Source organism: Sciscionella sediminilitoris (assembly GCF_000737195.2).
In the GTDB taxonomy this organism is placed as follows: domain Bacteria; phylum Actinomycetota; class Actinomycetes; order Mycobacteriales; family Pseudonocardiaceae; genus Sciscionella; species Sciscionella sediminilitoris.
This window is the reverse complement of the sequence record NZ_JALM01000020.1, coordinates 38,704-63,516: the sequence shown is the minus strand read 5'-3', so window position 1 is coordinate 63,516 and position 24,813 is coordinate 38,704. Positions and strand designations below refer to the sequence as shown.

Sequence of the window (24,813 nt, the reverse complement as noted above, 5' to 3'; positions counted from 1 at the left end):
CTGAGCAACGGGAACGTGACTTCTGGTTTACGTATGCTCAGCGCGCGGTGATCGCACACCGGTTGTCCAGGAAGATCACCGATACTGCCCGGGCACCGTCCTCACCGCAGCGGGTGAGCCGTGTCCAGGCGGGACCGGAAAAGCGACAGGTCGACGGAGTCGGCGAGGGCACGATAGCCCGCGTCGTTACCGTGCAGCCGGTCACCCGAATCGAACTCGGCCCGGATCCGCGCGGGCCGGTCCGGATCGCGCCAGACAGCGTCGAAATCCAGCACGGCATCGAAGGCACCGCTGGTGCGGATCCATTCGTTGACCGCCCGGCGGGCGTTCTCGCCCTCCGTGGTGTAGATCTCCGCGCCCTCGAACGGTGCGATCGTGGTGCCGTAGACCCGTACCCCGCGTGCGCGCGCCCGGCCGATCAGTTCGCGGAAACCGGCGATGACGTCCGCGGCGGTCACCGGTGCCCCGGGGAACATCTCCAGGAATTCGGCGAGCGGACCGTTCCCGTCGGCGAAGGAGATGCCGAGGTCGTTGCCGCCGTGGGAGACCACGACGGCGCCGAGACCTGGAGTGGCCAGTACATCCCGGTCGAAGCGGGCCAGGGCGGCGGGGCCGATGCCGTCATTGAGCATCCGGTTGCCGCTGATGCCCTGATTGGTCACATAGCCGGTGTCCCCGAGCCGTTCGGCGAGCAGTTCGGGCCAGCCGTGCTCGGTTTCCGGGGTCGAACCGGCCCCGTCGGCGCGCGAATCGCCGAGCACCACGATGCTCTCGGCCGGGGTGTCCGGAACCAGTTCGACGGCCGAGAGCAGTGCGCGCACCGGCAGGATCTCCGCCTGCTCGGGCAGTGTGGTCGCGGCGACCGCGTCCCCCGGGATCCGCCAGCCGGTCCGCATCGCGGGGTCGTGGCAGGTGCAGTCCGCCACGTGCCCCGGGAGATAGAGGCTGATGGACAGTTCGGCAAGCGCGGGGACCGGGAACTCGACCGGATCACTGAGCAGTGGCGCGCTCGCCGGGATGACACCGGTGGGCGCACCGGAGAAAGTCAGCGCCCGATCGCTGCCGGGACGCACCGCACCACCCGGTGCCGCGCGGCCGACCCGCGCCGCGCCGATGGTGACCGGCGCGGCGCCGAACTCGTTGGTGAAGCGGACGCGCAGCAGCCGCCCGCCGCCGCTGATCCGCACCACCTGGCGCAGGGTCACCCCGGCCAGCGGCGGGTGGCCCTCGAGCGAGCCGATCCCGTCCTCGGCTGCGTGGGGCGCGGCGGCCCAGGTCCGGACCCAGTTCTCGGTCATCGTCTCGCCTCCGTGATTCGTGTCAGTGGGACGTGCGAAGGTTCCGGCGGACCGCTCACACGCCGCGAACACGGCACTGACACGGCAGGTCCGGGAACAGGAGAGGACATGAGCGACAGCAGGCACGAGGGCGACAGCTGGGATCCGGCCTCCAGCGTCGGTGCGACCGCCACCCTGGCCGCGACGGGACGCGCGATCGCGAGCCGCGCGGACCGCCCGCTCAGCACGGACCCGTTCGCCGAGCCGCTCGTCCGGGCGGTCGGTGTCGATCTGCTCACCCGGCTGGCCAGCGGCGAGGAGGCGCCCGGAGAATTGCTCGATCCGATGTGGATCGACGGGGCCGCGGTGCGGGCCGGGTTCTACGACGAGTACTTCCTCGATGCGACGCAGGCGGGGATCGCCCAGGTCGTGATCCTGGCCTCGGGACTGGATTCCCGCGCGTACCGGTTGCCCTGGCCGGGAGGGACCGTGCTGTACGAGGTCGACCGCCCACCGGTCCTGGAGTTCAAGACCAGGACACTGGCCGGACTCGGTGCCGAACCCACCGCCGAGCGCCGGGTGGCCGCGGCCGATCTGCGCGAGGACTGGGCAGGCGTACTGCGCGCCGCCGGGTTCGACCCGTCGCTGCCGACCGCGTGGAGCGCCGAAGGACTGCTGGGGTATCTGCCACCCGAGGCGCAGGACCGGTTACTGGACACCGTCACCGAACTCAGCGCGCCGGGAAGCCGGATCGCCACCGAGAACCGGCCCAACCAGCGGGCGGGCGAGGAGAACCGGACCAAACGGGGCCTGGACCGGATCTCCGAACTCTGGCGCGCGCACGGCTTCGAGCTCGACCACGCGCGGCTGCGGTATTTCGGTGCCCGTAACGAAGCCGCTCCCTATCTCGCCCGGCGCGGCTGGGTGCTGCACGGGGTCGGTATCCGGGAACTGTTCACCGCCAACGGCCTTCCCTTCGACGGGGACGAACTGGGTACGGACGGGGTGCGCTACATCCGCGGAGTGCTCGGGTAACCGGGGCGACCGGTTGCCGAGGATGGGTTCGTTCCGTCCGGCGGAACAACGCGTCGACGGCGTGTGGCCGCCCGTTCTATCGTGCGACCGCCAAGGATCCTTCCACAGAACAGGATCACGATATGAGCGAATCTCCCAGCGCGGTCACCGACCGGCGTTCCCTGGGCACCTTCACCGCCGCGCGCGGGCGCCACCTCGCCGAGCGGGTCGAACCGTTCGCGCGCTGGCTCGATGAGCACCTCGAACAGGGCCGGTGGGGTTATCACGCGCGGATGCTGACCGCGCCGAGCGCGGATCGCGCCCGGATGCGCGACGGGCGAGGCCGGGAGAGTTCCGGGATCAATCTGCTCAGCCAGGACTATCTCGCGTTGAGCACCCATCCCCGGGTGCACGCGGCGATCCGGGACGCGCTCGAGGAGTACGGGCCGCACGCCGGTGGTTCTCCTTGTGTGGCCGGGGAAACCGAGCTTTCCGCGCAGCTGTGCGCCGAACTCGCCGAGCTGCTCGGCATGGCGCACATCGTGTTGTTCCCGAGTGGCTGGGCCGCCGGATTCGGGGCGATCAACGCGTTTCTCCGGCGCGGGGACCAGGTGCTCGTCGACGAGCTCGCGCACGCCTGCCTGCACGAGGGGATCGCGGCGAGCCGGGGGACGAAGGTGACCCGCATTCCCCATCTGGACAACGAATCCGTGCGTTCGACGCTGCGCCGGATCCGCGCCGGGGACACCGGCAACGGGGTACTCGTGGTCACCGAGGGGCTGTTCTCGATGGACTCGGACACCCCGGATCTGGCCGAACTGCAGGGAATCTGCCACGAATACGCGGCCACGCTGCTGGTGGATCAGGCGCACGATATCGGAGTGCTCGGCCCGCTGGGACGCGGACAGGCGGCCGCCCAGGGCATGTTCGCCGGTCCCGACGTGGTCACCGGGGCGTTCAGCAAGGCGTTCGCCACCAACGGCGGATTCCTGGCCACCGATTCCGCCGCCCTCGCGCAGTACGCCCGCTATTTCGCCAGCACGCACATGTTCTCCACGGCGCTCACTCCACTGCAGGCCGCGGGCGCGCTGGCCGCGGTGCGGGTGGCCCGCTCCCCGGAAGGGCAGCGGCGCCGCGATCAGGTGCTGTACAACGCCCGGGTGTTCCGGGAAGCCGTCTCCGGGGCCGAGGGAACCGCGGTGCTCGGTGAGCCGTCGCCGATCGTTCCGGTGCGGGTCGATTCCCTTCCGGTGTGCCGGGAAGCGCTGGCCATCGCCGAGGAGAACGGGGTGCTGCTGCACCTGGTGGAGTTCCCGATCGTGCCCCAAGGCCAGGCGCGGTACCGGATTCAGCTCAACAGCGCGCACCGGCCCGATGATCTGGTGCACGCGGCCGAGGTCCTGTCCGCGGCGCTCGCCGAAGCGTGGGGCACCCGGTGACCGAAGGCGCGCGCGAATCGCTCGAGCAGCTCATCACGGCATGGCGGAGTATCGCGCTGGACCGGGAGCCGGGCGCCGATGTGCGGAATCTGCCCGGGATCGCGCTGCACTGGGCCGACTGCCGGGCGCTTTTCTGGAACGGCCTGGCGCTGACCGAGAACGGGCTGGACGCGGAACTGCTCGGCCGCCGGTTGCACGAGGCCGCGCGGATCATGCGCGGCAAGCGGAATCCCGGTTTCCTGTGGCTGTTCGAGGATTTCCTCACCGAAGGGGCACGAGCGGCACTGGGGACGGTCGCCGCCCGCGCCGGTCTGGAACACGAGGAATCGGGTTCGGGCATGGCCGGTGTGGTGCTGCCCATGCCCGAACCGCGGCATCCGGAGCTGACCTTCGTGCGGGTGCGCACCGCGGACCAGGTGCGCGCCTACGCGGATCTCAACTCGCGCGCCTACGGGTTCCCGGTGGAGCACTATCGCGATGGACTGACCGCCTCGGCACTGTGGACCGGACGCGCGCACGCGTACCTGGGGGTACGCGAAGGGGTTCCGGTGAGCTGTGCCGCGGCGATCCCGACCGCGGGGCGGCTGTTCGTCAATCTCGTCGCCACCGATCCGCGGTGGCAGCGCCGGGGCTACGGCGAGGCGGTGACCCGTAAGGCGCTGCACGCGGGGCACCGGGAGAGCGGGCTGACCCGGGCCACCCTGCACGCGACGCTCGCCGGGCAGACCGTGTACGAGCGGATCGGTCTCGCTCCGAACTCGCCGATCCACCTGTACATCCTCGCGAACTGAGGACCGGTCAGCGAATCCGGACGGGGCGGGAGCAGACGGTGTAGGTCTCGGGTTTCGGGGCCGACCAGTTGGCGCCGCGGTCCCCGAAAACCAGCACGCGTTTCCCGCCGAGTGGGAGCAGGGTGCCGTTGGCCGAGTCGGGGTAGTCGATCGCGACGGGCCGGGTCCAGGTGTGGCCGTTGTCGGCGGAGGTGAGCAGGGCGAGCCCGGGGCGGCCGATGAGCAGTGCGAGGGTGCCGCCGTCGAGCCGGGCCAGAACCGGGTAGACGCTTTGCGCCGGGCGGGAATCGGGCGGTGTGCGGAGCTGCCGGGGTGTGCTCCAGGTGCGCCCCTCGTCGGTGGAGCGGCTGGTGTAGAGCGGCCGGTAGCTGCCGGTGCGCAGGACGGCGAGCAGGCTGCCGTCACCGGTCCGCTCGATCCCGGCCTCGCAGAATCCCTCGTATCCGGGATCGGCGGACAGGCCGGGATTCATCGCGAGCGTGGCGCGCACGGTCCAGTCGCGGCCCCGGTCGGTGGATCGCAGCAGTAGTTGCCGGTATTTGCGGTCGTGCCGGTAGTAGCCGTAGGCGGACTGGTACAGGCTGCCGTCGCGGTTTTCGATCGCGGAGTGCACGAGGACGAACCCGCCGAGGGGATGCCCCGGCCGGTCGGTGACGTCCGCGATGGACCGCATCGGTTCCGGGGTGCTGAGTGTTCCGGTGCGGCGCTGCCAGGTTCTCCCGCCGTCGCGCGAGATCGCGCTGTCGATGTTCGCCCGGCGCCGATCGGCGCGCAGATAGGTGTGGTAGTCGAGGGCCAGCAGGCTGCCGTCGTGCAACCGGGTCAGATTGGTGGAAGCCGCGCCGGGCATCGGATTCATCGCGGGTGCGCGGTGCCAGCTCGCGCCCTGATCGTCGGAGTAGGCGAACCGGTTGCCCGCGGAGGCGCTGTCGTCGCCGTGTGCGGGATAACCGGCGAGGATTCGCCCGCCGCCCGCGCGCACGGCGGTATCGGGCATCTGCAGCGGGGTGCGCGCGCGGTCGATGACGGTGTGGTTCCCCAGTTCCAGGCCACCGGTCTCGCGCGCGGGGGATCTTCGCTGTGGGTCGTGGAGCACGTTGTCGATGAAGATGTCGTCCCCGGTGACCGCGGTCCCGCCGCTGCTGAACTGGTACCCGTCGATGCTCTGCACGGGGCGGATCCCGTTCGGCCCGCCTTCGCCGACATAGTGGCCGTCCACGTAGACGAGCACCGCGGCGTGGTCCGCGGAGACCTGCGCGGCAAGGTGATTCCACGCTCCGATGCGCACCGCGCCCACCCGGGAGATCGGCAGCCAGGTGCGGCCGTCGTACCAGGCGATACGCCCATCGCCGAACACGGCGAGATGGAAAACCTGCCTGCGTTGGGCTATTCCCTCGAACCGGCCGGTGAAATCGATCAGCAGACCACCGCGGATCGCGGCGGGGAACACCTGCAGCGCCAGATTGTCCGTGCCGTGTGCGGCGCCGGGACAGTCGACCTTGGTCATCGCGTCGCCACGGGTGTCCTGGATGCGCAGCGACTTCCGGCTCAGGTAGCCGCGCGCATCGCTGACGGTGCCCGCCGCGGCGCCCTGCGGGGTGACGCATCCCCGCGGAACCTGCCCGAGCGGCTGATCGTCGAAGCCGATCGTGCCGTCCGGAGCATCGGCTTGGGCCGCGGATCCCGTCCACAGCACGAAAACTGCAGCGGCCAGCGCGGCCATGGTTCTTCGAAACGGCAGACGTGACACGGCCGGCCGTACCCCCCAGTGCCTCCGATGGTGAATGTTTCCGAGCCGTTCATCGTGAGTCCGGCGCGAGGAATTACACGGCGCGCCGATGACCTGGGTCACAGGCACGGCCAGGAGGGGGATGCCGCCGACCGCTGAGCGGGCTCGCGTTCCGTACGGCGGAACCGGTACTCGCCTGTCCGCCTTGCCCGCTATACCGTCGACTCTCCGCGCCCGCTGCGCGTATCCCGCGCGGAAAATCGGAGGTTTGACATGGCGATCCCGGTACCGGAGGCCATCGGTCCCACGGAGGAACTTTCCGCGGCCCCGCTCATGGAATTGACCGGTTCGTTCTGGGCGTTCAAAACGCTGGCGGCGGCGGTCGAACTGGGTCTGTTCAGCCGGTTGGCGGGCGGCCGGGCGGTCACCGTCGGCGAACTCGCGGGCGATCTGAGCTGGGACGAACGGCCGGTCGACATGCTGCTTGCCGGTTGCGCCTCGCTGGGGCTGCTGGAAAAGGAGGGCGAGGGCTATCGCAATTCAGCCCTTTCCGAAGCCTTTCTCGTCGAAGGCCGTCCCGGGTACTTCGGCGGCTGGGTGCGCTATGCCGATCGTCGCGAATATCCGTCCTGGCACCGGCTTCTCGACGCGCTCGCCGAGAACCGCCCGGTGACCTGGGACCCGGAAACACAGGATTCACTGTTCTCCGCCGAGGACACGCAGATGCTGGAATTGTTCTGGGATGGGATGGATTCGATTTCCAGTTCCACGGCCCGCACCCTCGGCCGGCACTACGATTTCGGCAAACACCGGCGGCTGCTGGATGTGGGCGGCGGAGGGGGAACGTATCCGATCGAGCTGTGCCGTATGTTTCCCGGACTGCGGGCCACGGTTTTCGATCTGCCGCACGTGTGCCGGATCGCCGAGGGCAAGGCCGCCGAGGCGGGGCTGAACCTCCGGGTGGGCACCGTTGCCGGGGATTTCCTGAACGACGAAGCCCTGCCGGACGGATACGATGTGCTGCTGTTGTCGATGATCCTGCACGACTGGGACGAGGAAACCGGTCGCGCCCTGCTCGGCAAATGCCGGAAGGCACTGGTTCCCGGCGGCACGATCATCATCAGCGAACAGATGCTCAATCCGGAACGCACCGGACCGCGGGGTGCCGCGCTGATGGGGGTGAACATGATCGTGGAGACCACCGGCGGCCGGAACTACTCGGAGACCGAGTACCTGACCTGGCTCGGCGAGGCCGGATTCACCGGCGCACGGGTACTGCGCTTCGAGTCGGCGGGAGCCAACGGGGTCGTGATGGCACGCAACCAGCGGTTATGATCCGGGAACCGTATCGGGAACCAGGTTTGGAGAGGTCGTCACGGAAGGTGACATCACGCTCCGGCAGTTGCGCTATTTCGCTGTGCTGGGCGAGGAACTGAGTTACCGCCGCGCCGCGGAGCGGTTGTTCATCACCCAGCCCGCGCTGTCGACGGCGATCAAGCAGCTCGAGCGGCAGTTCGGGGTCAAGCTGATCACCCGCAGTACCCGGCAGGTCGCGCTGACCGAACTGGGCGCGGCGTGGCTGCCCCAGGTGCAGCAGGCGCTCGGCGGCGTCGACACGGTGATCCGGAATCTGCTCACGCTGTCCGGAAGGCAGCGCGGCCGGTTGCGGATCGGGTATTTCATCGGAACCGGCGCGGATCTCCTCTCCCGTATCGTGCGCGATTTCGCCAGTGCGCATCCGGAGATCGCGACCGAACCGATCGAGTTCGATTTCGCCGACCCCACCGCAGGTCTCGGCGAGCGCAGCACCGAGGTGGCGATCATCCGGCCACCGGTGGATCTTCCCGGGCACCGGATGCTGATCCTGGACTCGGAGTCCTGGGTGGCCTGTCTGCCGCGGGATCACCGGCTCGCGGACCGCGCGGAGGTGGAGATCGGCGAGCTGCTCGATGATCCGATCGTCTGCGCCCCGCCCTCGGCTGGCACCTGGCGGGACTACTGGATGGCGATGGACGCCAGGGGCACGAAGCCGCCGAGGATCGCCGGGGTCGCCGCCACCTACGAGGCGGAGACGACCATGATCGCGCGCGGTCTCGGCATCAGCTTCACCACGTCCTCGGTCGAGCGGTTCTACGCGCGCCCGGGCGTGGTGTACGTGCCGATCGTGGATCGTTCACCGAGCTACACCGCGCTGGCCTGGGATCCCACCGCGCTGAGCCCGGAGGCCGACGCACTGATCCGGTTCATGCGGGAGCGGCCGAATCTCGGTGCGGTCGAACCCACCGAAGTGCCCCCGGCCCAGCGCTGATAAATCCACGTTATCAATACATCGGGAACCGGAACTTCCGCGAACACCTGCCGGTGACGTCTCCTGTTCAACGACTCGCACGATCAACGAGGTTCGGAACGGGAGCGGAGATGGCGGAGGAAACGGTGGCCCGAGCCGATTCGACGGCGCCGGTGCCCGACGCCGAGGACGCCCAGCTGGCCAAGTTCGGCTACACCCAGAAACTCGACCGCAGCGTGGGCAAACTCGCCTCGTTCGCGATCGGGTTCGCCACGATCAGCGCGACCACCGCCGTGTTCACCAGTTTCGGCACCGGGTACTTCACCGCGGGCGGTCCCTTCGTCTGGACCCTGCTGATCGCCGGAGCCGTGTTCGTGGTGTGGGCGTTCATCGCCGCCGATCTGACCGCGAAGCTGCCGCTGGCCGGATACGCGTACCAGTGGACGAGCCGGATCAACGGGCCGAGCCTCGGCTGGTTCACCGGATTCATCGCGCTGATGGGCTGGATCAGTGGCATGACCGGCGTCGGCTACACCCTCTCCGGGTACATCGGCAGCCTGTTCGGGGTGAGCTTCACGCAGACGCAGCAGATCCTGGTGGCGATCGGCGTGGTGTTCGCGTGTGTGCTGATCAATCTCTACGGGGTCCGGTTCGCCACGCTGGTGAACAACATCGGGGTCAGCCTGGAACTCGTGGTGACGGTCGGCGCGACGATCCTGGTCGCGGTCATCGCATTCCTCGTTCCCGAGCACCACCAGCCGCTGCGCACCCTGTTCGTGGGCAGCCAGCCGGACGGGGCCGGTGGCAGCTACGCCATCGCCTGGCTCGCGGCCACGCTCGGCCCGTTCTTCGGCCTGATCGGGGTGGAGGCGAGCGCGGATGTCGCCGAGGAGACCCGCGCGGCGCGGTTCGTCATACCGCGCACGATGTTCTACGCGCTGGCCACTTCGATCGTGATCGAGCTCGGCATGTACATCGTCTACGTGCTCGCGATCCGTGATCCGGCCGCGGTGAACGCCCACTCCAGCGCCCCGATCGAGGAGATCATCAACCAGCAGGCCGGGCCGGTGGTGACGAAGATCGTGGTGGCCTTCGCGCTGACCAACATCCTGGCCTGCCTGCTGGCGAACATTCTGGTCGCCACCCGGCTGACCTATTCGATGGCCAGGGACAACATGCTGCCGTTCTCCCGGTTCTGGCGGCGGGTCTCGCCGGGAAGGCGTACCCCGGCCAACGCGGTCGTCGGCCTCGGCTGCCTTTCCGGTCTGCTGTTGCTGTCCGCGCTGATCAACGAGAAAGCCCTGACCTACTTCATCGGGCTCTCCTCGCTGCTGATGTTCTGCGTCTATCTGCTCCAGACGATCGGGCTGGTGTTCGGGTACCGGAAAGGCACCATCCCGCGCGCCGAACCCGGAACCTTCGATCTGGGCCGGTTCCGCCTGCCGCTCTACCTCATCGCGCTCGCGGTGTTCGTGATCGTCGCCCTCGCCCTGATCTTCCTGCCGCAGTTCGCCGGGAACGGCTGGGTCTTCCTCGGCGTGGTCGCGGTCGGCGGGCTGTGGTGGCTCGCCCGGCTGCGCGGCAAACTCCGCGCGGGGCAGGCGGGACCCGAATACGCGAAAACCGAAATTCGCTAGTCTGAAAGGGAAATCGATGACCACAACCGAATTCGCCAACAGCAACCTCGTCGCGGTCGAGCCGGGAGCCATCCGGGAACCGACCCCGCCCGGTTCGGTGATCCAGTACAGCGAGTACGAGCTGGACCGCAGCCAGCCGCTCGCCGGTGGGGTCGCCTGGATCGAGGGGGAGTACGTCCCGGCGGACGAGGCGCGGATCTCGATCTTCGACACCGGGTTCGGGCACTCCGATCTCACCTACACCGTCGCGCACGTCTGGCACGGCAACATCTTCCGGCTGGAGGACCACCTGGACCGGTTGCTGCACGGCGCGGCCCGGCTGAAGCTCGAGACCGGGATGAGCAGGGAGGAACTGGCCGGGATCGCCAAACGCTGTGTGAGCCTTTCCCAGCTGCGCGAGGCGTACGTGAACATCACCATCACCCGCGGCTACGGGAAGAAGCGCGGCGAGAAGGACCTCACCAAGCTGACCCACCAGGTCTACGTCTACGCGATCCCGTACCTGTGGGCCTTCCCGCCCGAGGAGCAGATCTTCGGCACCAGCGTCATCGTTCCCCGGCACGTGCGCCGGGCCGGGCGCAACACGATCGATCCGACGATCAAGAACTACCAGTGGGGCGATCTCACCGCGGCCAGTTTCGAGGCCAAGGATCGCGGCGCGCGCTCGGCGGTGCTGCTGGACGCGGACAACTGCGTGGCCGAGGGGCCCGGCTTCAACGTTGTCCTGGTCAAGGACGGCGCGCTGGTTTCCCCCTCGCGCAACGCCCTGCCCGGGATCACCCGCAAGACGGTGTACGAGATCGCCGCGGCCAAGGGAATCGAGACGATGCTGCGCGATGTCACCAGCAGCGAGCTCTACGAGGCCGATGAGCTCATGGCGGTGACCACCGCGGGCGGGGTCACCCCGATCACCTCGCTGGACGGGGAACAGGTCGGCAACGGCGAGCCCGGCCCGATCACCGTGGCGATCCGGGACCGGTTCTGGGCGCTGATGGACGAACCCTCGTCCCTGATCGAGGCCATCGACTACTAGAGCATGGTCGAGAAATACACCCTCACCGCGCTTTTCGCCCTGGTCCTGATCTACCTGGCGTACCGGTCATGGCGAAGGGCGCGGACCCACGACGAGTTTGACCTCGCGGGGCGGCGGACCGGGCTGCTCCCGCTGGTCGGCACCCTCGGTGCGGCGGAGTTCAACACCGCGACGCTCATCGGCGGGGCCTCGGTGGCCTACCAGTACGGAACGGTCGGGCTCTACTACACGGCCTTCATCTTCGTGTTCGTGTTCGGCATCTACGCGGGCACGGTCGCGAAGCCGTACCGGAGGCTGCGGATCTCCACCATCGCGGAGTATTTCGAGCGGCGGTTCACCGGCCGGCTCGCCGAGCCGACCCGGTTGCTGGCCAGCTTGATCACCCTGAGCTTCACCTGGCTCGCGCCCGCGACCTATCTCGCCGGTATCTCGGTCGTGGCCTCCGTGCTGCTGGGCGTGGATCCGATCACCACGGTCGTCGTCGTTGTGGTCTTCTGCCTGGTGCTGGCGATCACCGGTGGACTGGTGACCGCGATCTCCTTCGACGTGCTCAGTTACGCGATGATCCTGATTTTCGTCCCGGTGCTGTTCGCGGTCGGGCTCGTCAAGGCGGGCGGGCTGAGCCATCTCGGGGATGTGTTCCAGGCGCGGTTCCTGTCCTTCGAGCCGGTGTGGGATCTCGACCGCTATGGGTTCGCCTCCGTGCTCGCCTGGTGTTTCCAGAACATCCTGGCTTATATCGCCGCGCCCTGGTACGGGCAGCGGATGTTCTCCGCACGCTCGGAGCGCATCGCCTACCGTGGCATGGTCATCAACACCGTGGCGATCACCGTGCTGTACGGGCTCGTCGCCGTGACCACGATGCTCAGCCGGGTGCTGATGCCGCATCTGGCGCGACCGGAGGAAGCCCTGCCGCGGATGGTGCTCAACTACACTCCCGCGATCCTGCAGGGCCTGATTCTGGTGACCCTGCTGCTGGTGGGCAAGAGCACCATGATGGCCATGTGGAACGCGGCGGTCTCGATCGCCACCAATGACGTGATCCGGCGGTATCTCGCCAAGGACCGGCCGAGCATCTTCTACGTGCGGATCGGGCGGCTGCTCTTCGTGGCCATCGGGGCGACCACCCTCGTCCTTTCGCTGACCATGGTCGGAAGCATCCTGCTGGCGCTGACCTACATCTCGGTGTATCTCGCGCTGCTGGCTTTCCCGATCCTGGCGGGCCTGTTCTGGAAGCGGTTCTCCACCGCCGCCGCGTTCGGTTCGCTACTGGCCGGTGCGGTCTACGTGACCATCGCCCTGCTCGCGGAGTTGCCCTACTACCTGATCAGCCCGGTCGGGGTGGCGTTGAGCGCGGTCGTGGGTGTCACGGTCTCGCTGGCCCGGCGGGTCCGGGAGACTCCGGAAGCGGTCGACGAGTTCTTCGCGCTCGCCCACGCTTCCGGGCAGCGCGGTCCAGGGAGCACGGTGAAGGAGAGCAGTCATCAGTAATTCAGCTTCCGCGGATCCGTTGACGATCTACGGCTACACCGATCGCTGGACGGTCCGGCCGGGGCAGCGCCTCGGTCTGCATGTGCACAGCGAACGGTCCGGGTACGAATCCGCTGTCGTCCGGTTACACGGCCCGATCCACGAGAACGAGTGCGCCGAGACCGAGCAGCTCCCCGGCACCGTGGCACGGCACACCGACGGTGCGCGGCGCCGTACCGGAACCGGTTCCTTCGCGAGCCTGCCGCTGCCCCGGGACTGGTTGCGTGGCCAGGGATTCACCGTGACGCTGCGGTTCGAACCGACCACTCCGGTGCTCGGCCGTGAGCAGGTGCTGCTGTACACCGGGGACACCGCGGGCAGGACGCTGCTGGCCCTCGTCATCGGTGCGGACGGCATGCTCGGTGCCCGCCTGGGCGGTGCCGAAATCGCTTGCGCGCCCGAACTCGCGGCCCATCGCTGGTACGAGGGCACGCTCGGGCTGGACGGCGGGCGGCTGGAGCTGCGGCTGCATGCCGTGCACGGGCAATCAGCCGAGAGCACGGTTTCGGTGGCGTGCACGGCGCCGGAGGCCGACGTGCGGTGGACGACGCTCGCCGCCGCGCCGTGCGCCGCCGAACCATCCCTGCCGGAGTACGGGTTCAACGGCAAGATCGAGAATCCCGTGTTCTGGAATGGCTTGCCGGGCAAGGGTGAACTGATCGCGGCCTACGAGTTCGGGAGAGACTTCGAGAGCACGACACTGCACGACGGTTCGGCTGCCGGACGGCACGGCATCCTGCACCAGTCACCGCAGCGCGCGGTCACCGGAAGCCGCTGGGACGGCACGACGAGCGATTTCCGCACCGATCCTGGGCACTACGCCGCGGTACACTTCCACGACGACGACCTCGAGGACGCGGGCTGGCCCGAGGACCGGAGCTGGACGGTTCCCGAGCTTTCCCCTGGGGTGTACGGGTTCCGCCTGGACAACGGAGCGGACGTGGACATCGTCCCGTTCTTCGTGCGCGACGGGCGTCGCGAGTGCCCGGTGCTCTTCCTCGCCCCCACCTTCACCTATCTCGCCTACGCCAACGAGCACTTGTACACTGCGGGCGGCAATCTGCAGTTCATGGCCCAGGATCCGGAGCTGTCCCGGCACGAACGCCACATCCTGGAACACGAGGAACTCGGCAAATCCGTGTACGATCTGCACTCCGATGGATCCGGGGTCGCCTATTCCTCCCGCCTGCGCCCGGTGCTCAATCTGCGTCCCTATCGGCACAACTGGCTCAACGGTTATGTCCGGCACCTCAGCGCCGACCTCTACATCCTCGACTGGCTCGGGCGCATCGGGATCGAGCACGATGTGGCCACCGATGAGGATCTGCACCACGAAGGGAGCGCCCTGCTCGAGCGGCACCGGGTGGTCGTCACCGGATCCCATCCCGAGTACTGGACCCGTCCGATGCAGCAGGCCCTGCACCACTACCTCGAGCACGGCGGACGGCTGATGTATCTGGGTGGCAATGGCTTCTACTGGGTGACAAGCGTTTTCGCCGATCGCCCGCACCTGATCGAGGTGCGCCGCGGGAACAACGGCAGCCGCAGCTGGGATTCCCCGCCGGGGGAGAGCGTGCACAGTGCGACCGCGCATCCGGGCGGCCTCTGGGCGTTCAACGGCTACCCACCGCACGCGAGTGTCGGCGTCGGCATGGCCGCCCAGGGCTGGGGACCCGCCTCGGCGTATCGGCGGCTGCCGGACAGTCACGACGAGCGCGCCGCCTTTGTGTTCGACGGGATCGGTTCCGATGAACTGATCGGCGGGTTCGGTCATGTGCTCGGCGGTGCGGCCGGGGACGAGGTGGACCGTTACGCGCCGGAACTGGGCACCCCGGACGGGACACTGCGCCTGGCCACCTCGGTCGCGCTCGATGATCACTACCAGCTAACCCAGGAAGAGCTACTGGTCACCGCGCCGGGACAGGGCGGGACGGAGAACGAACGGGTCCGTGCGGACATGACGCTGCGGGAGATCAGCGGCGGCGGCGCGGTGTTCTCGGTCGGCTCCATCTGCTGGGCGGGCAGCCTTGCCTGGAACGGGTATGTCAACAACGTCGCGCGGATCAGTGAGAACGTGCTACGGCGGTTCTCCCGGTGACCCGGCTCAGGTCGCGATCTGTTCCGGGAACAGCGGATTGCGCCCGTCCGAGGCACTGGCCCGGATCCGGTCACTGGTGCGGCGCAGCTGCGCGGGCGTCATGGCCGGTGCCGGCAGCGGGTGCGCCGCGTCCGCGCGGTAGGCGTCGAGCAGGATGTGCAGGTGGCGGCGCCACAGTCCCGGGGCGGTCTGCTCGGTCGTCTCGGCGATCTTGGCGTGCGACCAGAACAGCAGCAGGATGTCGGTGGGGGAGAGGTCGCCGCGGACCACCCCCGCCTGCTGCGCCCGCTTGACGGCGCGGGTACCGAGCCTGCGGAGCAGCTGTTGTCTGGCCGCGAGTTCCGGTTCGGGAACGGGGATGGAGAGCAGTTCGCTCATGCCCCGGTCACCCGCCGTCGCCGCGCAGGTGGACTCCAGGAATTCGCACAGCCCCGACCAGCGGTCCTCGCGGGCGGTGGCGCGCTTTCCGGTGCTCAGCAGCCCGTCGAACGGTTCCGCGTACACGGCGCCGACCAGTTCGGCACGGTTCGGGAAGTTGCGGTAGAGGGTTCCGATGGCCACCCCGGCGCCGCGGGCGATGTTGTCGAGCGAGGCACCGATGCCGTGTTCGGCGAACGCCTGCCGCGCGTGTTCCAGGATGGCCGCGCGGTTGCGGATCGCATCGCTGCGTGGCCTGCGGGTTCGCTGCCGACTGTCCGCCATGCGGGCACGATATCAGGGCGTATTCGAGACTAGCCTCGGATACGGCTCCGTCCGTTGATCGTCACCGGATCCGGTGACCGAAGGTGCGGTAGCGTGTGCGTAACGCTGAGCAGGCCAAGCAGGACGGTGGTGAGTCGTGAGCGGCTTCGAGGAACGGTCGGTGGAACAGGCGCGTGAGTTGGTGCGGAGCAGCATCGACCGGCCGAGCGCGGCGCGGGTGTACGACTACATTCTCGGCGGTGGCCACAACTATTCCGTGGACCGCGAGTTCGCGCGCAAACAGCTCGACGTGTTCCCGGACATCCGGCTGGCCATGACCACGAACCGGCAGTTCCTCGGGCGCGCGGTGCGGTTCGCCGTCGCGGCCGGGATCCGCCAGTTCATCGACATCGGTTCCGGGCTGCCGAGCGCGGGCAATGTGCACGAGATCGCGGACCAGGCCGATCCGGATCGCTCCTGCCGCGTGGTGTACATCGACAACGAGCCGATCGCGCACGCGCACGCGCGGATTCTGCTGGCGGACAATGCCGACGCACAGCGGCATCTGGCCCTGGACGCGGATTTCTTCGACCGCGAAGGACTGTGGAGCCGGATCGTGGACAGCGGCTACATCGACCCCGCCGAGCCGGTGTGCCTGCTGGCCGTGGCACTGCTGCACTTCATGTCCCCGGAGGCCGAGCCGCGGCAGACGCTCGCCTACTACGCCGACCAGCTCGCCCCCGGCAGCATGCTCGCGCTCTCCCACGTCACCAACGACGAACTGCCCGACGACGCGGCCGCCGAGGCGGTGCGGAACTATGCCTCGACCGCCAACCCGGTGTACTTCCGGACGCGGGACGAGATCACCGGCCTGTTCGGCGACTGGCCGCTGGTCGACCCCGGCGTGGTCTGGGCGCCACTGTGGCACGCCGATCCGGACTTCGAGGCGGCCAGCTCGCAGCAGTCCGATCCGGCGCGCAGCAAGATGCTCGCCGGTCTGGCCCGGAAACCGGAGCGCGGCTAGGGATTGCTCGACTCATGCCGCCATGGCTGGCGGAGTCACCTCGGCAATTTCGGCGCGGTATCCGGGCGGGGTGAATTCGGGTCTGCCGTTGTGGATGCGGACCTGCCAGTCGGTGTGGTGGATCATCGGCGAACCGGTGCACCTTGTCCATGTGTTCGCTGCTGACTTCCCCTGCCGCATAAGCTTCGGCCAGGTTCGGCATCGTGGCGGGAATCGGTTCGCCGCTGATGCCGAGGCCACCGTGCAGCGCGCGGGAGCGTGCGGCGATCCGGCGTGATTCGGTGACCCCGATACGGGCGATATCGGCCACCATCCGGAAAACCGAGCCAATTCCACCGGAGTACCACGCTGCTCCAACAGCGCAACCGTTTCCAGGATCGCCGCCCCACCGGCGCGAACCACACGAAACTGTTGCTATGCCTGCCTGCCCGGCCCCTCCAGGCTGATCAGCAGGGTGCGCAGTTGATCGTTCAATTCCTCTTGTGCGGCAAGGGGAAGGGCGGAGAGCCGGTTCGTCTCGGTCTGGGTCTTGGCGCTGAACACCGCACGGGCACGGGTCAGCCCGTCCTCGGTGAGGCTGACCAGGATCTGCCGTCGATCGTCCCGGTCGATGTCCCGGCGCACCCAGCCGCGGCGTTCGAGTCCGGTGACGCGTTTGGTGACGCCGCCGGAGGTCAGCCGCATCCGCTCCTGCAGCGCCCCGGCGGAGAGCCGGTAGGGCGGACCGGCCCGTTTGAGGGTGCCGAGCAGTTCCATCTCCCACAGTTCGATACCGAAGGCGGCCAGTTCCCGGCGCAGGTCGGTCTCGAGGTGATCGGCGATCCTGCGCAGCCGGAAGCTCAGCGCCTTGCTGGCCTGTTCGTGTGCGTCGAGATCTGGGATCTCCGTCATGATCTCGTCGACTTGATCGCGCTGGGTCGCCATGTCGCGCTACTCTAACACCGGTAATTATCTTACCGGTATGAGAATGGAGGGTATGCGTTGACCGCGGGGGTGCCGCCCGAAGTCGATCCGCGTCGCTGGCGGGCGCTGTGGATCTGCCTGATCGCCGGATTCATGACGCTGCTCGATGTCAGCATCGTCAATGTCGCGCTGCCGTCGATGGAACGCGGTATCGGCGCGACCCCGTCCGATGTCTCCTGGGTGGTCTCGGGTTATGCGCTGACGTTCGGCCTTGCGCTGGTTCCCGCGGGACGGCTCGGCGACGACTTCGGGCGCAAGCGGATGTTCCTGATCGGCCTGCTGTTGTTCGTGGCGACCAGTGCGCTGGCCGGTGCCGCGCAGGACGCGACCTGGCTGGTGGTCGCGCGGCTGCTGCAGGGCATCGCGGGCGGGATCCTGAACCCGCAGGTGATCGGCATGATCCAGCAGCTGTTCACCGGTAAGGAGCGCGGCAAGGCGTTCGGCTGGTTCGGTGCGACGGTGGGTCTCTCGACCGCAGTCGGCCCGCTGCTGGGCGGCCTGCTGATCCAGGGCTTCGGGGCGATCGAGGGCTGGCGGTTCGTCTTCTATGTGAACCTGCCGATCGGGATCGCGGCCGTCCTGTTCGGGCTCTGGCTGCTGCCCAAGGACCGGGTGCGCGCGGCGAAGCGGGCCCCGGATCTGCTCGGCACCGTGCTGCTCGGCGCCGCGGTGGTCACCGTGATGCTGCCGCTGGTCGAGGCCGAGGAAGCCACGGGCACTCCGCAGTGGTGGCTGATGGGGATCGGCGCCGCGTTGCTGGTGCTTTTCCTGCTGTGGGAACGATTCCTGGGCAGTAGGGGACGGCATCCGCTGGTCAATCTCCGGCTGCTGACCGTGCGCAGCTACGCCATGGGCAGTTTGCTCGGACTGGTCTATTTCGCCGGTTTCACCGGGATTTTCCTGGTGATCACGCTGTTTTTCCAGCAGGGGCTCGGCTATTCGCCGCTGCAGTCCGGGCTGGCCTCGCTGCCCTTCGCGCTCGGCTCGGCGATTTCCCCGACCATCGGCGGGCGCATCGTGCACCGGTACGGCAGGCCGATGGTGGTGATCGGCATCCTGCTGGTGGCCATCGGCCTGTCCACCACGGCGGTGCTGGTGCTGACCACCGGCGGCTCCGGATTCCTGCTCGCCGCGCCGCTGCTGGTCGCCGGGTTCGGCAGCGGACTGGTGATCGCGCCGAACTCCACACTGGCCCTCGAGGAGGTGCCGCCCGCGGAGGGCGGTACCGCGGCGGGGGTGCTGCAGACCGGGCAGCGCATCGGTTCCGCCGTGGGTACCGCGATCGGCGGGTCGCTGTTCTTCAGCCAGCTTTCCGCCTCGCACGGGGATTTCCACGATTCCGCGGCACACGGGCTGTTCGGCTCGGCGGGCCTGGTGATCCTCGCGCTCCTGGTGGGGGTCGCGGACATCGTGCTGTCCAGGAGGCGGCGGCGCAGGCGAACAACCGCGCGGGTCGCGGCGATCACCGGCACCACGACCGATGGCGCGGGCACGGCCGTCGCGGCCACGGTGACCCTCACCGCGCCGGACGGCACACAGCTGGCGAAGGCGGAGACCGATGAGCAGGGGCGGTTCGGCGTGGATCCGGGACCGGGCCGGTTCCTGATGCTGATCACCGCGATCGACCGGCGCCCTGTGGCGCGATGGGTCGAGGTGGCCGGGGAACCGGTCACCGTGGACACGGTGCTGGAGAGCACCGCACGGCTGACCGGGCGGGTCCATGCGGCGCACGGACCGGTTCCGGATGTCTGTGTCAGCCTGCTCGATCACGACGGCAGGGTGCTGCACAGCGCGGTGACCGGGGTGGACGGAAGTTACCTGCTCGAGGATCTGACACCCGGCCGGTACACCCTGGTGGCCACCAGTTACGCGCCGAACGTCAGCAAGGTCCGGCTCTCCGGCGGGGAGCACGCGCGCCACGACCCGGTCCTCGAGGTCACCAGTGGGTGAGGCTCAGGGCCGGTAGTCGCTCGGGGACTGGCCGGTGACCCGGAAGAACGCTTCGCTGAACGCACCCGGTTTGCGGTAGCCGACCGCGCGGGCGGTGGCGCCGACCGAGGCACCTTTCGCGAGGCGGGGAAACGCCGCGCGGATCCGGACGTGGGTGCGCCAGCGGGCGAAGCTCATCCCGGTCTCGGCGGCGAACAGCCGGGTCAGGGTGCGCACCCCCGCGCCGACTTCGTGGCCCCAGGTGGCGAGATCGCGCTGATCGGCGGGGTTGGCGAGCAGCGCGTCGGCGATGGCCCGGATGCGCGGATCGCTCGGCAGCGGCGCGGGCGGACTCGCTCCGCTCGCCGGTTCGAGCAGGTCGAGCAGCACCGATTCGGCACCGGCGCGGGTGTGCTCCGGGCAGGTCTCGCCACCGAGGTAGGCGATCAGTTCCCGGATCAGCCCGGTGATGCGGATCCCGGTCGGATCGGGCCAGTCGATCGGGCATCGTTCGGTGTCGACGGCGACGACGTAGGAGTCTCCCGGGTGCAGTACCGCCACGGCGTGCGAGGTTCCGGACGGCAGCCAGAGTGCGTGGGCGGGCGGCACGAGCCGGTCCCGGTCGCCGGTGCGCACGGTGACGGTCGCGCTCGCCGCCCCCACGATCAAGTGGTGCCGATGACGGTGCGCGGCCAGCCGGGTGTTCCGATCGACCTGTGAGTGCCGCACATTCAGCACCGGGATCCCTCCCCTCGCGCGCGGTGAACGTGGCCGGTGCGCGGTCCTGCTCGGCCACCTGACGGCCACCACACAGCTTAGGGTCGCCTTAGTAAGTGTGTCACCCCCGGAAAGAGGAGATCCGAATGCTGGACAGTGTCCACCGCCCGCTGCGCGACGAACGAGTCAACGCGGTGCTCGAACGGCTCGCCGCGGCACAGCAGTACCCGCCCGCGGATCCGCGTTCGGGCATGCCGCGGGATCCGCACGAATACGGCGAGTACGGTTTCTCGATCCTCCCGGAACAGGGCGATCTGCTGTACCTGTTGTGCCGTGGATCAGGAGCGAAGCGGATCGTGGAGTTCGCCACCTCGGTCGGTATGTCGACGCTCTACTTCGCCGCGGCCGTGCGGGACAACGGAGGAGGGACGGTGATCGGATCGGAGATCGTGCCCGCGAAGATCGCGGCCGCGCAGCGCAATCTCGCCGAGGCGGGATTGGCGGAATACGCCGAGATCCGCGAGGGCGATGCCCGCGAGACCCTGCGCGACCTCGATGGCCCGGTCGATTTCGCGCTGATCGACGGCTGGCTGGGCAGCGAACCCTCGCTCGCCAGGGAGGTCATCGAATTCCTCGCGCCCCAGGTGCGGGTCGGCGGCTATGTGCTGAACGACAATGCCGAGCCCGATTTCCTCGACTACATCCGCGATCCGGCCAACGGTTTCCTCTCGCTGAGCCTGCCGCTGCACGGTGGCACCGAGCTGTGCGTCAAGGTGGCGGGCTGATCAGATCCGGGCCGAGAGGCCGCGGACGCCCGCCTCGGTCTCGGTCCTGCGGCGCTGGCGGTCGGCGAGCAGCACACAGGCCCCGGCGAGCAGCTGGGTGACCGTGATGACGAGGAAGGGCAGCATGCTGCCCGCCCCGTCGAGTTGTTCGAGCCAGCCGAAACTGTAGGGCGCGGCGAAACCACCGATGTTGTTCACGGCATTGATGAGCGCGAACCCGCCCGCGGCCGCGGCCCCGCCGAGATAGGCGCTCGGCATGGTCCAGAACTGTGGCTGGGCGGCGTAGGCACCGGCGAGCGCGACACTGGTCATCGCGATGGCCAGGACCGCGTTGTCCATACCCGCCACGGTGGCGCCGAATCCGGCGACCGAGACCAGTACCGGGGCAAGCACGTGCCACTTGCGCGCCTCGGTGCGTTCGGCGAGCCTGCCGGTCACGTAGATTCCGACGGCGGCGGTGGCGAACGGGATCGCGGAGATGATCCCGATCTGGAGCGGATTCAGTGCCGTGGTGGATTTCCGGATGATCGTGGGCATCCAGTACACGAGCGCGTTGGCCCCGTAACCGAGCAGCAGGTAGGTGATGGAGAACAGCCAGACCCGGCCATCGGTCAGCGAACGGCGGAACGTTCCCGGGGTGTTTCCCTCCCGCCGCGCCTGTTCCGCGGCGAAGGTCTCGGTGAGCCAGGCGCGTTCGGGCGCGGGCAGCCAGCTCGCCTTCGCGGGGGTGTCGCTGAGCCTGCGCAGCACCAGCGGGGCGACCAGGATCGCGGCGACCCCCTCGATCAGGAACACCCACCGCCACCCGGCGAGGCCGAGCAGTTCGTGCGCGGACTGCAGGATCGAACCGGTGATCGGGCTGCCGAGCACCATGGCGATCGGCACCGAGAGGAAGAACAGGCTCAGCGCCCGCGCGCGGTGTTTGCCGGGGAACCACTGGGCGAGGAACAGGAACACCGCAGGAGCCATGCCCGCCTCGGCGATTCCCAGCGCGATGCGCAGAACGTAGAGCTGCCAAGGGTTCTGCACGAGCGAACCGGCCATGACCACCACGCCCCAGGTGAGCATGATGCGGGTGATCCAGCGCCGGGTACCGAACCGCGCGGCGAGCTTGTTGCTCGGGATCTCGAAGAAGATCAGCCCGATGAAGATCAATCCGCTTGCCAGGCCGAACCCGATGTCGGTGAGCCCGATATCGGCGGACAGCTCGGGTTTGATCATCCCGATGTTGACCCTGTCGATATAGGCGACGAAGTAGGCGAGCAGGATCACCGGAAGGAATCGCCTGCTGAGCCTGCGGATCGTGGTCCGCTCGGTGTCCACACGGGACGCTCGCTCGGTGGTCAAGATCGGCTCCTTTGCCGTATCGGTCCGGGTGCGCTCACCAGTCGCGCAGGCAGGCGGCGACCCGGTCCATCGCGAGGTGGATCCGGTCGGTGCCGGTGGCGAAGGAGAACCGCACATGTCCTTCGCCGCTGGCGCCGTATTCGCTTCCCGGGCGCACCAGCACCCCGGATTCGCGCAACCGCGCGGCGAATTCCACCGAGGACACCCCGGGTGCGTAGCGCGCGAACAGGTAGAAGGTGCCTTCCGGCGGGTTCGCGCTCAGTCCGGGGATCTCCGTGAGCCGTTCGCAGAGCGCGGTGCGCCGTTCGCGGTATTCGGCGAGCATCGGCTCGGCGAGCACGGGACCGTTCGCGAGCGCGGTGCACGCGGCACGCTGTACCGCGGTGTTGAGCGAACCGTTGACCGTGCGGTGGATCCGGCTCGCCGCCTGCACCACCTCGGCGGGGCCACCGAGATAGCCCACCCGCCAGCCGGTCATGGCATAGGTCTTGGACAGGGTCTGCGCGTACACCACGCGATCCCGCAGCGATTCGATGCTCAGCGCGGAGTGGAAGCGGTTCGGCGGGTACACGATCGCGTCGTAGGCCTCGTCGGCGAGCACCAGGGTGCCGGTTCCGGCGAGGAATTCCCCGAGCGCGCGCAGTTCCTCTTCGCGGTGTACCACTCCGGTCGGGTTCGCCGGATTGGCGAAGACCACCAGCCGGGCACCGCGGACCGCTTCGCGCAGCGCGTCCAGGTCCCAGTGGAAATCCGCCGCGGGAGCCACGGGCACCGGTTCCCCACCGGCCAGCCGCACCAGATCCGGGTAGAGCGAATAGCACGGCTCCGGGATCACCACCCGGTCCCCGGGGTCCACGATGCCCAGTACCGCGGCGGCGAGCGCGGCCGTCGCCCCGTGCGTGATCAGCACCTGGTCCGCGGTGAACGGGTCACCCGCGATCCGGGACAGCGCACCGGCCACCGCCTCGCGCAGCTCGGGGAGCCCGTTCTGGTTCGCGTAATGGGTTTCCGCGCCGCGCAGCGCCTCGATCGCGGACTCGACGATCACATCCGGGGTGTCGAAGTCCGGCTCGCCGATCGCGAGCGAGACGGCGTTCCCGCTGGCCCCGGCGAGGTTGGGGCGCAGCGAATGCCGGGCCACCCTGGTGACCGCCGCGGCGGGTTCGAACGTGGTCATGCCGCGGCACCTTCCGCGCGGATCCGTTGCCGCAGACCGGTTTCGTAGTGTTCGATCGTCTCGAGGCGGTCCAGCAGCTCCGCGGCCCGCTGCGGGGAGACCACGGCGACCCCATCGGCGTCGGCGACCACGATGTCTCCCGGACTGACCACGACGCCACCGATCGCGACCGGTTCACCGATCACCCCGGGCCCGTTCTTCGTCGGCCCGGCCGGGCTGCTCGCCCGCGCCCACAGCGGCAGGCCGAGCTCGGCGATCGCGGTCGCGTCCCGGGTCGCACCGTCCAGCACCACCCCGCGCACCCCGCGGGTCCGGCAGATCTCGGCGAGCAGATCCCCGAACACCGCGCGGGAGTTCTCGCCGAGCGCGTTCACCACGAGCACATCACCGGGCACCGCCTCGTCCAGCGCGCGGTGGATGGCGAGATTGTCGCCTTCCCTGGTCAGCACCGGCAGCGCCGCTCCGGTGCACCGCGCGCCCGGCCACTGCGCCCGCACCGTGCCGTTGACCAGGCCGAGCCGGTCCTGGGCATCGCCGATGTTCGCGGTGGGGAACGCGGCGAACGCGGCCAGGGTCTCCGCGTCCGGCCGGGGCCATGCGGGCGCCACCCGGCAGCTGTCCGCCGGGGCATCGATGAACATGAGCACGCCTCCACTGAAGTGAGATAGCCGTCTAACTTAAGACAGATACCTCACTTTGATGGGCGAGTCAATCGCGCGTGCTGTCCTGCCAGCCGTGCAAGGCCCCGAGGAAGGCGCCGACCAGCCTGCGCTGCACGGCTTCGGTGTCACCGTCGAATTCGCTGGTCAGGTCGAGTACTTCGCGCGGGTCGAACAGGATGTTGCTCAGGAACCGGGCCTCGAAGCGGAGGTCTTCGGGCAGCCCCAGCTCGGTAAGCAGTTCGCGCAACGGACGGTCCCAGGCGATGGAGCCCTCCGTGATCACCGGATCACCGGCATGCAGCCGTTCGAGGAAACCGCGGCGGGAGCGCAGTTGCACCATGACCGGCCCATGCGCCCCGATCAGCCTGATCCACTCGCGCACCACGTCCTCGAACAGTGCCCGCCCGGTGCCCGTGGCCGCCTCGCTGTGTGCGCGCAGCTCCGCGAGCACGTCGAACTGGTACGCGCTGAACAGCTCCTCGACCCCGGCGAAATAGCGGTACGCCGTCGCCGGGGCGATCTCCGCGCGCGCGGCGATCGCGTGCATGGAGGCCTCGCCCGGCGCCTCGCGCACCAGTTCGCTCGCCGCTTCCAGGAGGCGGCGCCGATTGCGCACCGTGTCCTTGCGGAGGCGACGTCCACCCCGCGAATCCAGAGCACTCACCTTCAACCTCTGTGGCCGGTCAACGCTCG

21 protein-coding genes are annotated in these 24,813 nt (G+C 68.8%); 12 read left to right on the top strand and 9 right to left on the bottom strand.

The annotated features are described in order from the left end of the window. Positions 1 to 101 precede the first annotated feature (101 nt). Positions 102 to 1,298 carry an SGNH/GDSL hydrolase family protein gene (locus tag AD72_RS10260; RefSeq protein ID WP_051898420.1) on the bottom strand — a complete coding sequence of 399 codons (1,197 nt, stop codon included), beginning with the start codon at positions 1,296 to 1,298 and terminating at the stop codon, positions 102 to 104. 108 nt (positions 1,299 to 1,406) lie between these two features. Here AD72_RS10260 and AD72_RS10255 point away from each other — a divergent pair, with 108 nt between their 5' ends. From AD72_RS10255 to AD72_RS10245, 3 genes are all read left to right on the top strand, one after another. Next, positions 1,407 to 2,312, top strand: a complete 906-nt coding sequence (locus AD72_RS10255; protein WP_031466220.1) for an SAM-dependent methyltransferase — start codon at positions 1,407 to 1,409, stop codon at positions 2,310 to 2,312. Between the two features lie 122 nt (positions 2,313 to 2,434). Continuing rightward, entirely contained in the window at positions 2,435 to 3,730 is a 1,296-nt protein-coding gene (locus AD72_RS10250; protein ID WP_082468846.1) for an aminotransferase class I/II-fold pyridoxal phosphate-dependent enzyme, read from the top strand. Next, positions 3,727 to 4,521, top strand: coding sequence for a GNAT family N-acetyltransferase (locus AD72_RS10245; protein WP_031466218.1), 795 nt, complete (start codon positions 3,727 to 3,729; stop codon positions 4,519 to 4,521). Before AD72_RS10250 ends, AD72_RS10245 begins: the two co-directional genes overlap by 4 nt. 7 nt (positions 4,522 to 4,528) lie before the next feature. Here the strand turns inward: AD72_RS10245 and AD72_RS10240 are convergent, their stop codons facing one another. Then, a complete protein-coding gene (locus AD72_RS10240) occupies positions 4,529 to 6,244 on the bottom strand; it encodes a sialidase family protein (protein WP_031466217.1) in 1,716 nt (571 codons plus the stop codon). A 279-nt stretch (positions 6,245 to 6,523) separates the two neighbouring features. Between AD72_RS10240 and AD72_RS10235 the strand changes: the two genes are divergently transcribed. The 6 genes from AD72_RS10235 to AD72_RS10210 all read left to right on the top strand — a co-directional run bounded on the left by AD72_RS10235 (position 6,524) and on the right by AD72_RS10210 (position 14,835). Continuing rightward, positions 6,524 to 7,585: a methyltransferase gene (locus AD72_RS10235; protein ID WP_197284918.1), complete on the top strand. Its 1,062-nt coding sequence runs from the start codon at positions 6,524 to 6,526 to the stop codon at positions 7,583 to 7,585. A 67-nt stretch (positions 7,586 to 7,652) separates the two neighbouring features. Next, positions 7,653 to 8,558 carry a LysR family transcriptional regulator gene (locus AD72_RS10230; RefSeq protein ID WP_037345316.1) on the top strand — a complete coding sequence of 302 codons (906 nt, stop codon included), beginning with the start codon at positions 7,653 to 7,655 and terminating at the stop codon, positions 8,556 to 8,558. 110 nt (positions 8,559 to 8,668) lie between these two features. Next, on the top strand, positions 8,669 to 10,174 hold the full coding sequence (locus tag AD72_RS10225; RefSeq protein WP_031466214.1) for an APC family permease: 1,506 nt from the start codon (positions 8,669 to 8,671) through the stop codon (positions 10,172 to 10,174). Between the two features lie 16 nt (positions 10,175 to 10,190). Then, the gene (locus tag AD72_RS10220; protein WP_031466213.1) at positions 10,191 to 11,207 is read left to right on the top strand and encodes an aminotransferase class IV; all 1,017 of its coding nucleotides are present in this window, start codon (positions 10,191 to 10,193) and stop codon (positions 11,205 to 11,207) included. Positions 11,208 to 11,210: 3 nt separating this feature from the next. Then, a complete protein-coding gene (locus tag AD72_RS10215; RefSeq protein ID WP_051898418.1) occupies positions 11,211 to 12,698 on the top strand; it encodes a sodium:solute symporter family protein in 1,488 nt (495 codons plus the stop codon). Positions 12,699 to 12,717: 19 nt separating this feature from the next. Next, positions 12,718 to 14,835, top strand: a complete 2,118-nt coding sequence (locus tag AD72_RS10210; RefSeq protein ID WP_051898415.1) for a N,N-dimethylformamidase beta subunit family domain-containing protein — start codon at positions 12,718 to 12,720, stop codon at positions 14,833 to 14,835. 6 nt (positions 14,836 to 14,841) lie between these two features. Here the strand turns inward: AD72_RS10210 and AD72_RS10205 are convergent, their stop codons facing one another. Then, on the bottom strand, positions 14,842 to 15,537 hold the full coding sequence (locus AD72_RS10205) for a TetR/AcrR family transcriptional regulator (RefSeq protein WP_051898412.1): 696 nt from the start codon (positions 15,535 to 15,537) through the stop codon (positions 14,842 to 14,844). 136 nt (positions 15,538 to 15,673) lie between these two features. Here AD72_RS10205 and AD72_RS10200 point away from each other — a divergent pair, with 136 nt between their 5' ends. After that, positions 15,674 to 16,540, top strand: coding sequence for an SAM-dependent methyltransferase (locus tag AD72_RS10200; RefSeq protein ID WP_082468845.1), 867 nt, complete (start codon positions 15,674 to 15,676; stop codon positions 16,538 to 16,540). A gap of 414 nt (positions 16,541 to 16,954) precedes the next feature. Here AD72_RS10200 and AD72_RS10195 read toward each other — a convergent pair whose 3' ends face one another. Then, on the bottom strand, positions 16,955 to 17,464 hold the full coding sequence (locus tag AD72_RS10195; RefSeq protein WP_031466208.1) for a MarR family winged helix-turn-helix transcriptional regulator: 510 nt from the start codon (positions 17,462 to 17,464) through the stop codon (positions 16,955 to 16,957). Between the two features lie 57 nt (positions 17,465 to 17,521). Between AD72_RS10195 and AD72_RS10190 the strand changes: the two genes are divergently transcribed. Continuing rightward, entirely contained in the window at positions 17,522 to 19,453 is a 1,932-nt protein-coding gene (locus AD72_RS10190; RefSeq protein ID WP_031466207.1) for an MFS transporter, read from the top strand. Between the two features lie 3 nt (positions 19,454 to 19,456). Here the strand turns inward: AD72_RS10190 and AD72_RS10185 are convergent, their stop codons facing one another. Beyond that, positions 19,457 to 20,161, bottom strand: a complete 705-nt coding sequence (locus AD72_RS10185) for a helix-turn-helix domain-containing protein (RefSeq protein WP_231644779.1) — start codon at positions 20,159 to 20,161, stop codon at positions 19,457 to 19,459. A 134-nt stretch (positions 20,162 to 20,295) separates the two neighbouring features. Here AD72_RS10185 and AD72_RS10180 point away from each other — a divergent pair, with 134 nt between their 5' ends. Next, entirely contained in the window at positions 20,296 to 20,934 is a 639-nt protein-coding gene (locus AD72_RS10180; protein WP_031466205.1) for an O-methyltransferase, read from the top strand. Here AD72_RS10180 and AD72_RS10175 read toward each other — a convergent pair whose 3' ends face one another. The 4 genes from AD72_RS10175 to AD72_RS10160 form a co-directional block, all read right to left on the bottom strand. Next, the gene (locus AD72_RS10175; protein WP_197284917.1) at positions 20,935 to 22,281 is read right to left on the bottom strand and encodes an MFS transporter; all 1,347 of its coding nucleotides are present in this window, start codon (positions 22,279 to 22,281) and stop codon (positions 20,935 to 20,937) included. A gap of 34 nt (positions 22,282 to 22,315) precedes the next feature. Next, entirely contained in the window at positions 22,316 to 23,458 is a 1,143-nt protein-coding gene (locus tag AD72_RS10170) for a pyridoxal phosphate-dependent aminotransferase (RefSeq protein ID WP_031466203.1), read from the bottom strand. Then, positions 23,455 to 24,099 (bottom strand): RraA family protein, encoded by a 645-nt coding sequence (locus tag AD72_RS10165; RefSeq protein WP_031466202.1) that lies wholly within the window; start codon positions 24,097 to 24,099, stop codon positions 23,455 to 23,457. The genes AD72_RS10170 and AD72_RS10165 overlap by 4 nt, the downstream gene beginning before the upstream one ends. Before the next feature lie 67 nt (positions 24,100 to 24,166). After that, positions 24,167 to 24,736, bottom strand: a complete 570-nt coding sequence (locus AD72_RS10160; RefSeq protein WP_231644778.1) for a TetR/AcrR family transcriptional regulator — start codon at positions 24,734 to 24,736, stop codon at positions 24,167 to 24,169. Positions 24,737 to 24,813 lie beyond the last annotated feature (77 nt).

Excerpts from the sequence above, each read along its gene's own strand:
- AD72_RS10180 (WP_031466205.1), top strand. The coding sequence starts at position 20,296 with ATGCTGGACAGTGTCCACCGCCCGCTGCGCGACGAACGAGTCAACGCG.
- AD72_RS10235 (WP_197284918.1), top strand. The coding sequence starts at position 6,524 with ATGGCGATCCCGGTACCGGAGGCCATCGGTCCCACGGAGGAACTTTCC.
- AD72_RS10255 (WP_031466220.1), top strand. The coding sequence starts at position 1,407 with ATGAGCGACAGCAGGCACGAGGGCGACAGCTGGGATCCGGCCTCCAGC.
- AD72_RS10225 (WP_031466214.1), top strand. The coding sequence starts at position 8,669 with ATGGCGGAGGAAACGGTGGCCCGAGCCGATTCGACGGCGCCGGTGCCC.
- AD72_RS10215 (WP_051898418.1), top strand. The coding sequence starts at position 11,211 with ATGGTCGAGAAATACACCCTCACCGCGCTTTTCGCCCTGGTCCTGATC.
- AD72_RS10195 (WP_031466208.1), bottom strand. The coding sequence starts at position 17,464 with ATGGCGACCCAGCGCGATCAAGTCGACGAGATCATGACGGAGATCCCA.
- AD72_RS10220 (WP_031466213.1), top strand. The coding sequence starts at position 10,191 with ATGACCACAACCGAATTCGCCAACAGCAACCTCGTCGCGGTCGAGCCG.
- AD72_RS10260 (WP_051898420.1), bottom strand. The coding sequence starts at position 1,298 with ATGACCGAGAACTGGGTCCGGACCTGGGCCGCCGCGCCCCACGCAGCC.
- AD72_RS10170 (WP_031466203.1), bottom strand. The coding sequence starts at position 23,458 with ATGACCACGTTCGAACCCGCCGCGGCGGTCACCAGGGTGGCCCGGCAT.
- AD72_RS10205 (WP_051898412.1), bottom strand. The coding sequence starts at position 15,537 with ATGGCGGACAGTCGGCAGCGAACCCGCAGGCCACGCAGCGATGCGATC.
- AD72_RS10250 (WP_082468846.1), top strand. The coding sequence starts at position 2,435 with ATGAGCGAATCTCCCAGCGCGGTCACCGACCGGCGTTCCCTGGGCACC.
- AD72_RS10165 (WP_031466202.1), bottom strand. The coding sequence starts at position 24,099 with ATGTTCATCGATGCCCCGGCGGACAGCTGCCGGGTGGCGCCCGCATGG.
- AD72_RS10240 (WP_031466217.1), bottom strand. The coding sequence starts at position 6,244 with ATGGCCGCGCTGGCCGCTGCAGTTTTCGTGCTGTGGACGGGATCCGCG.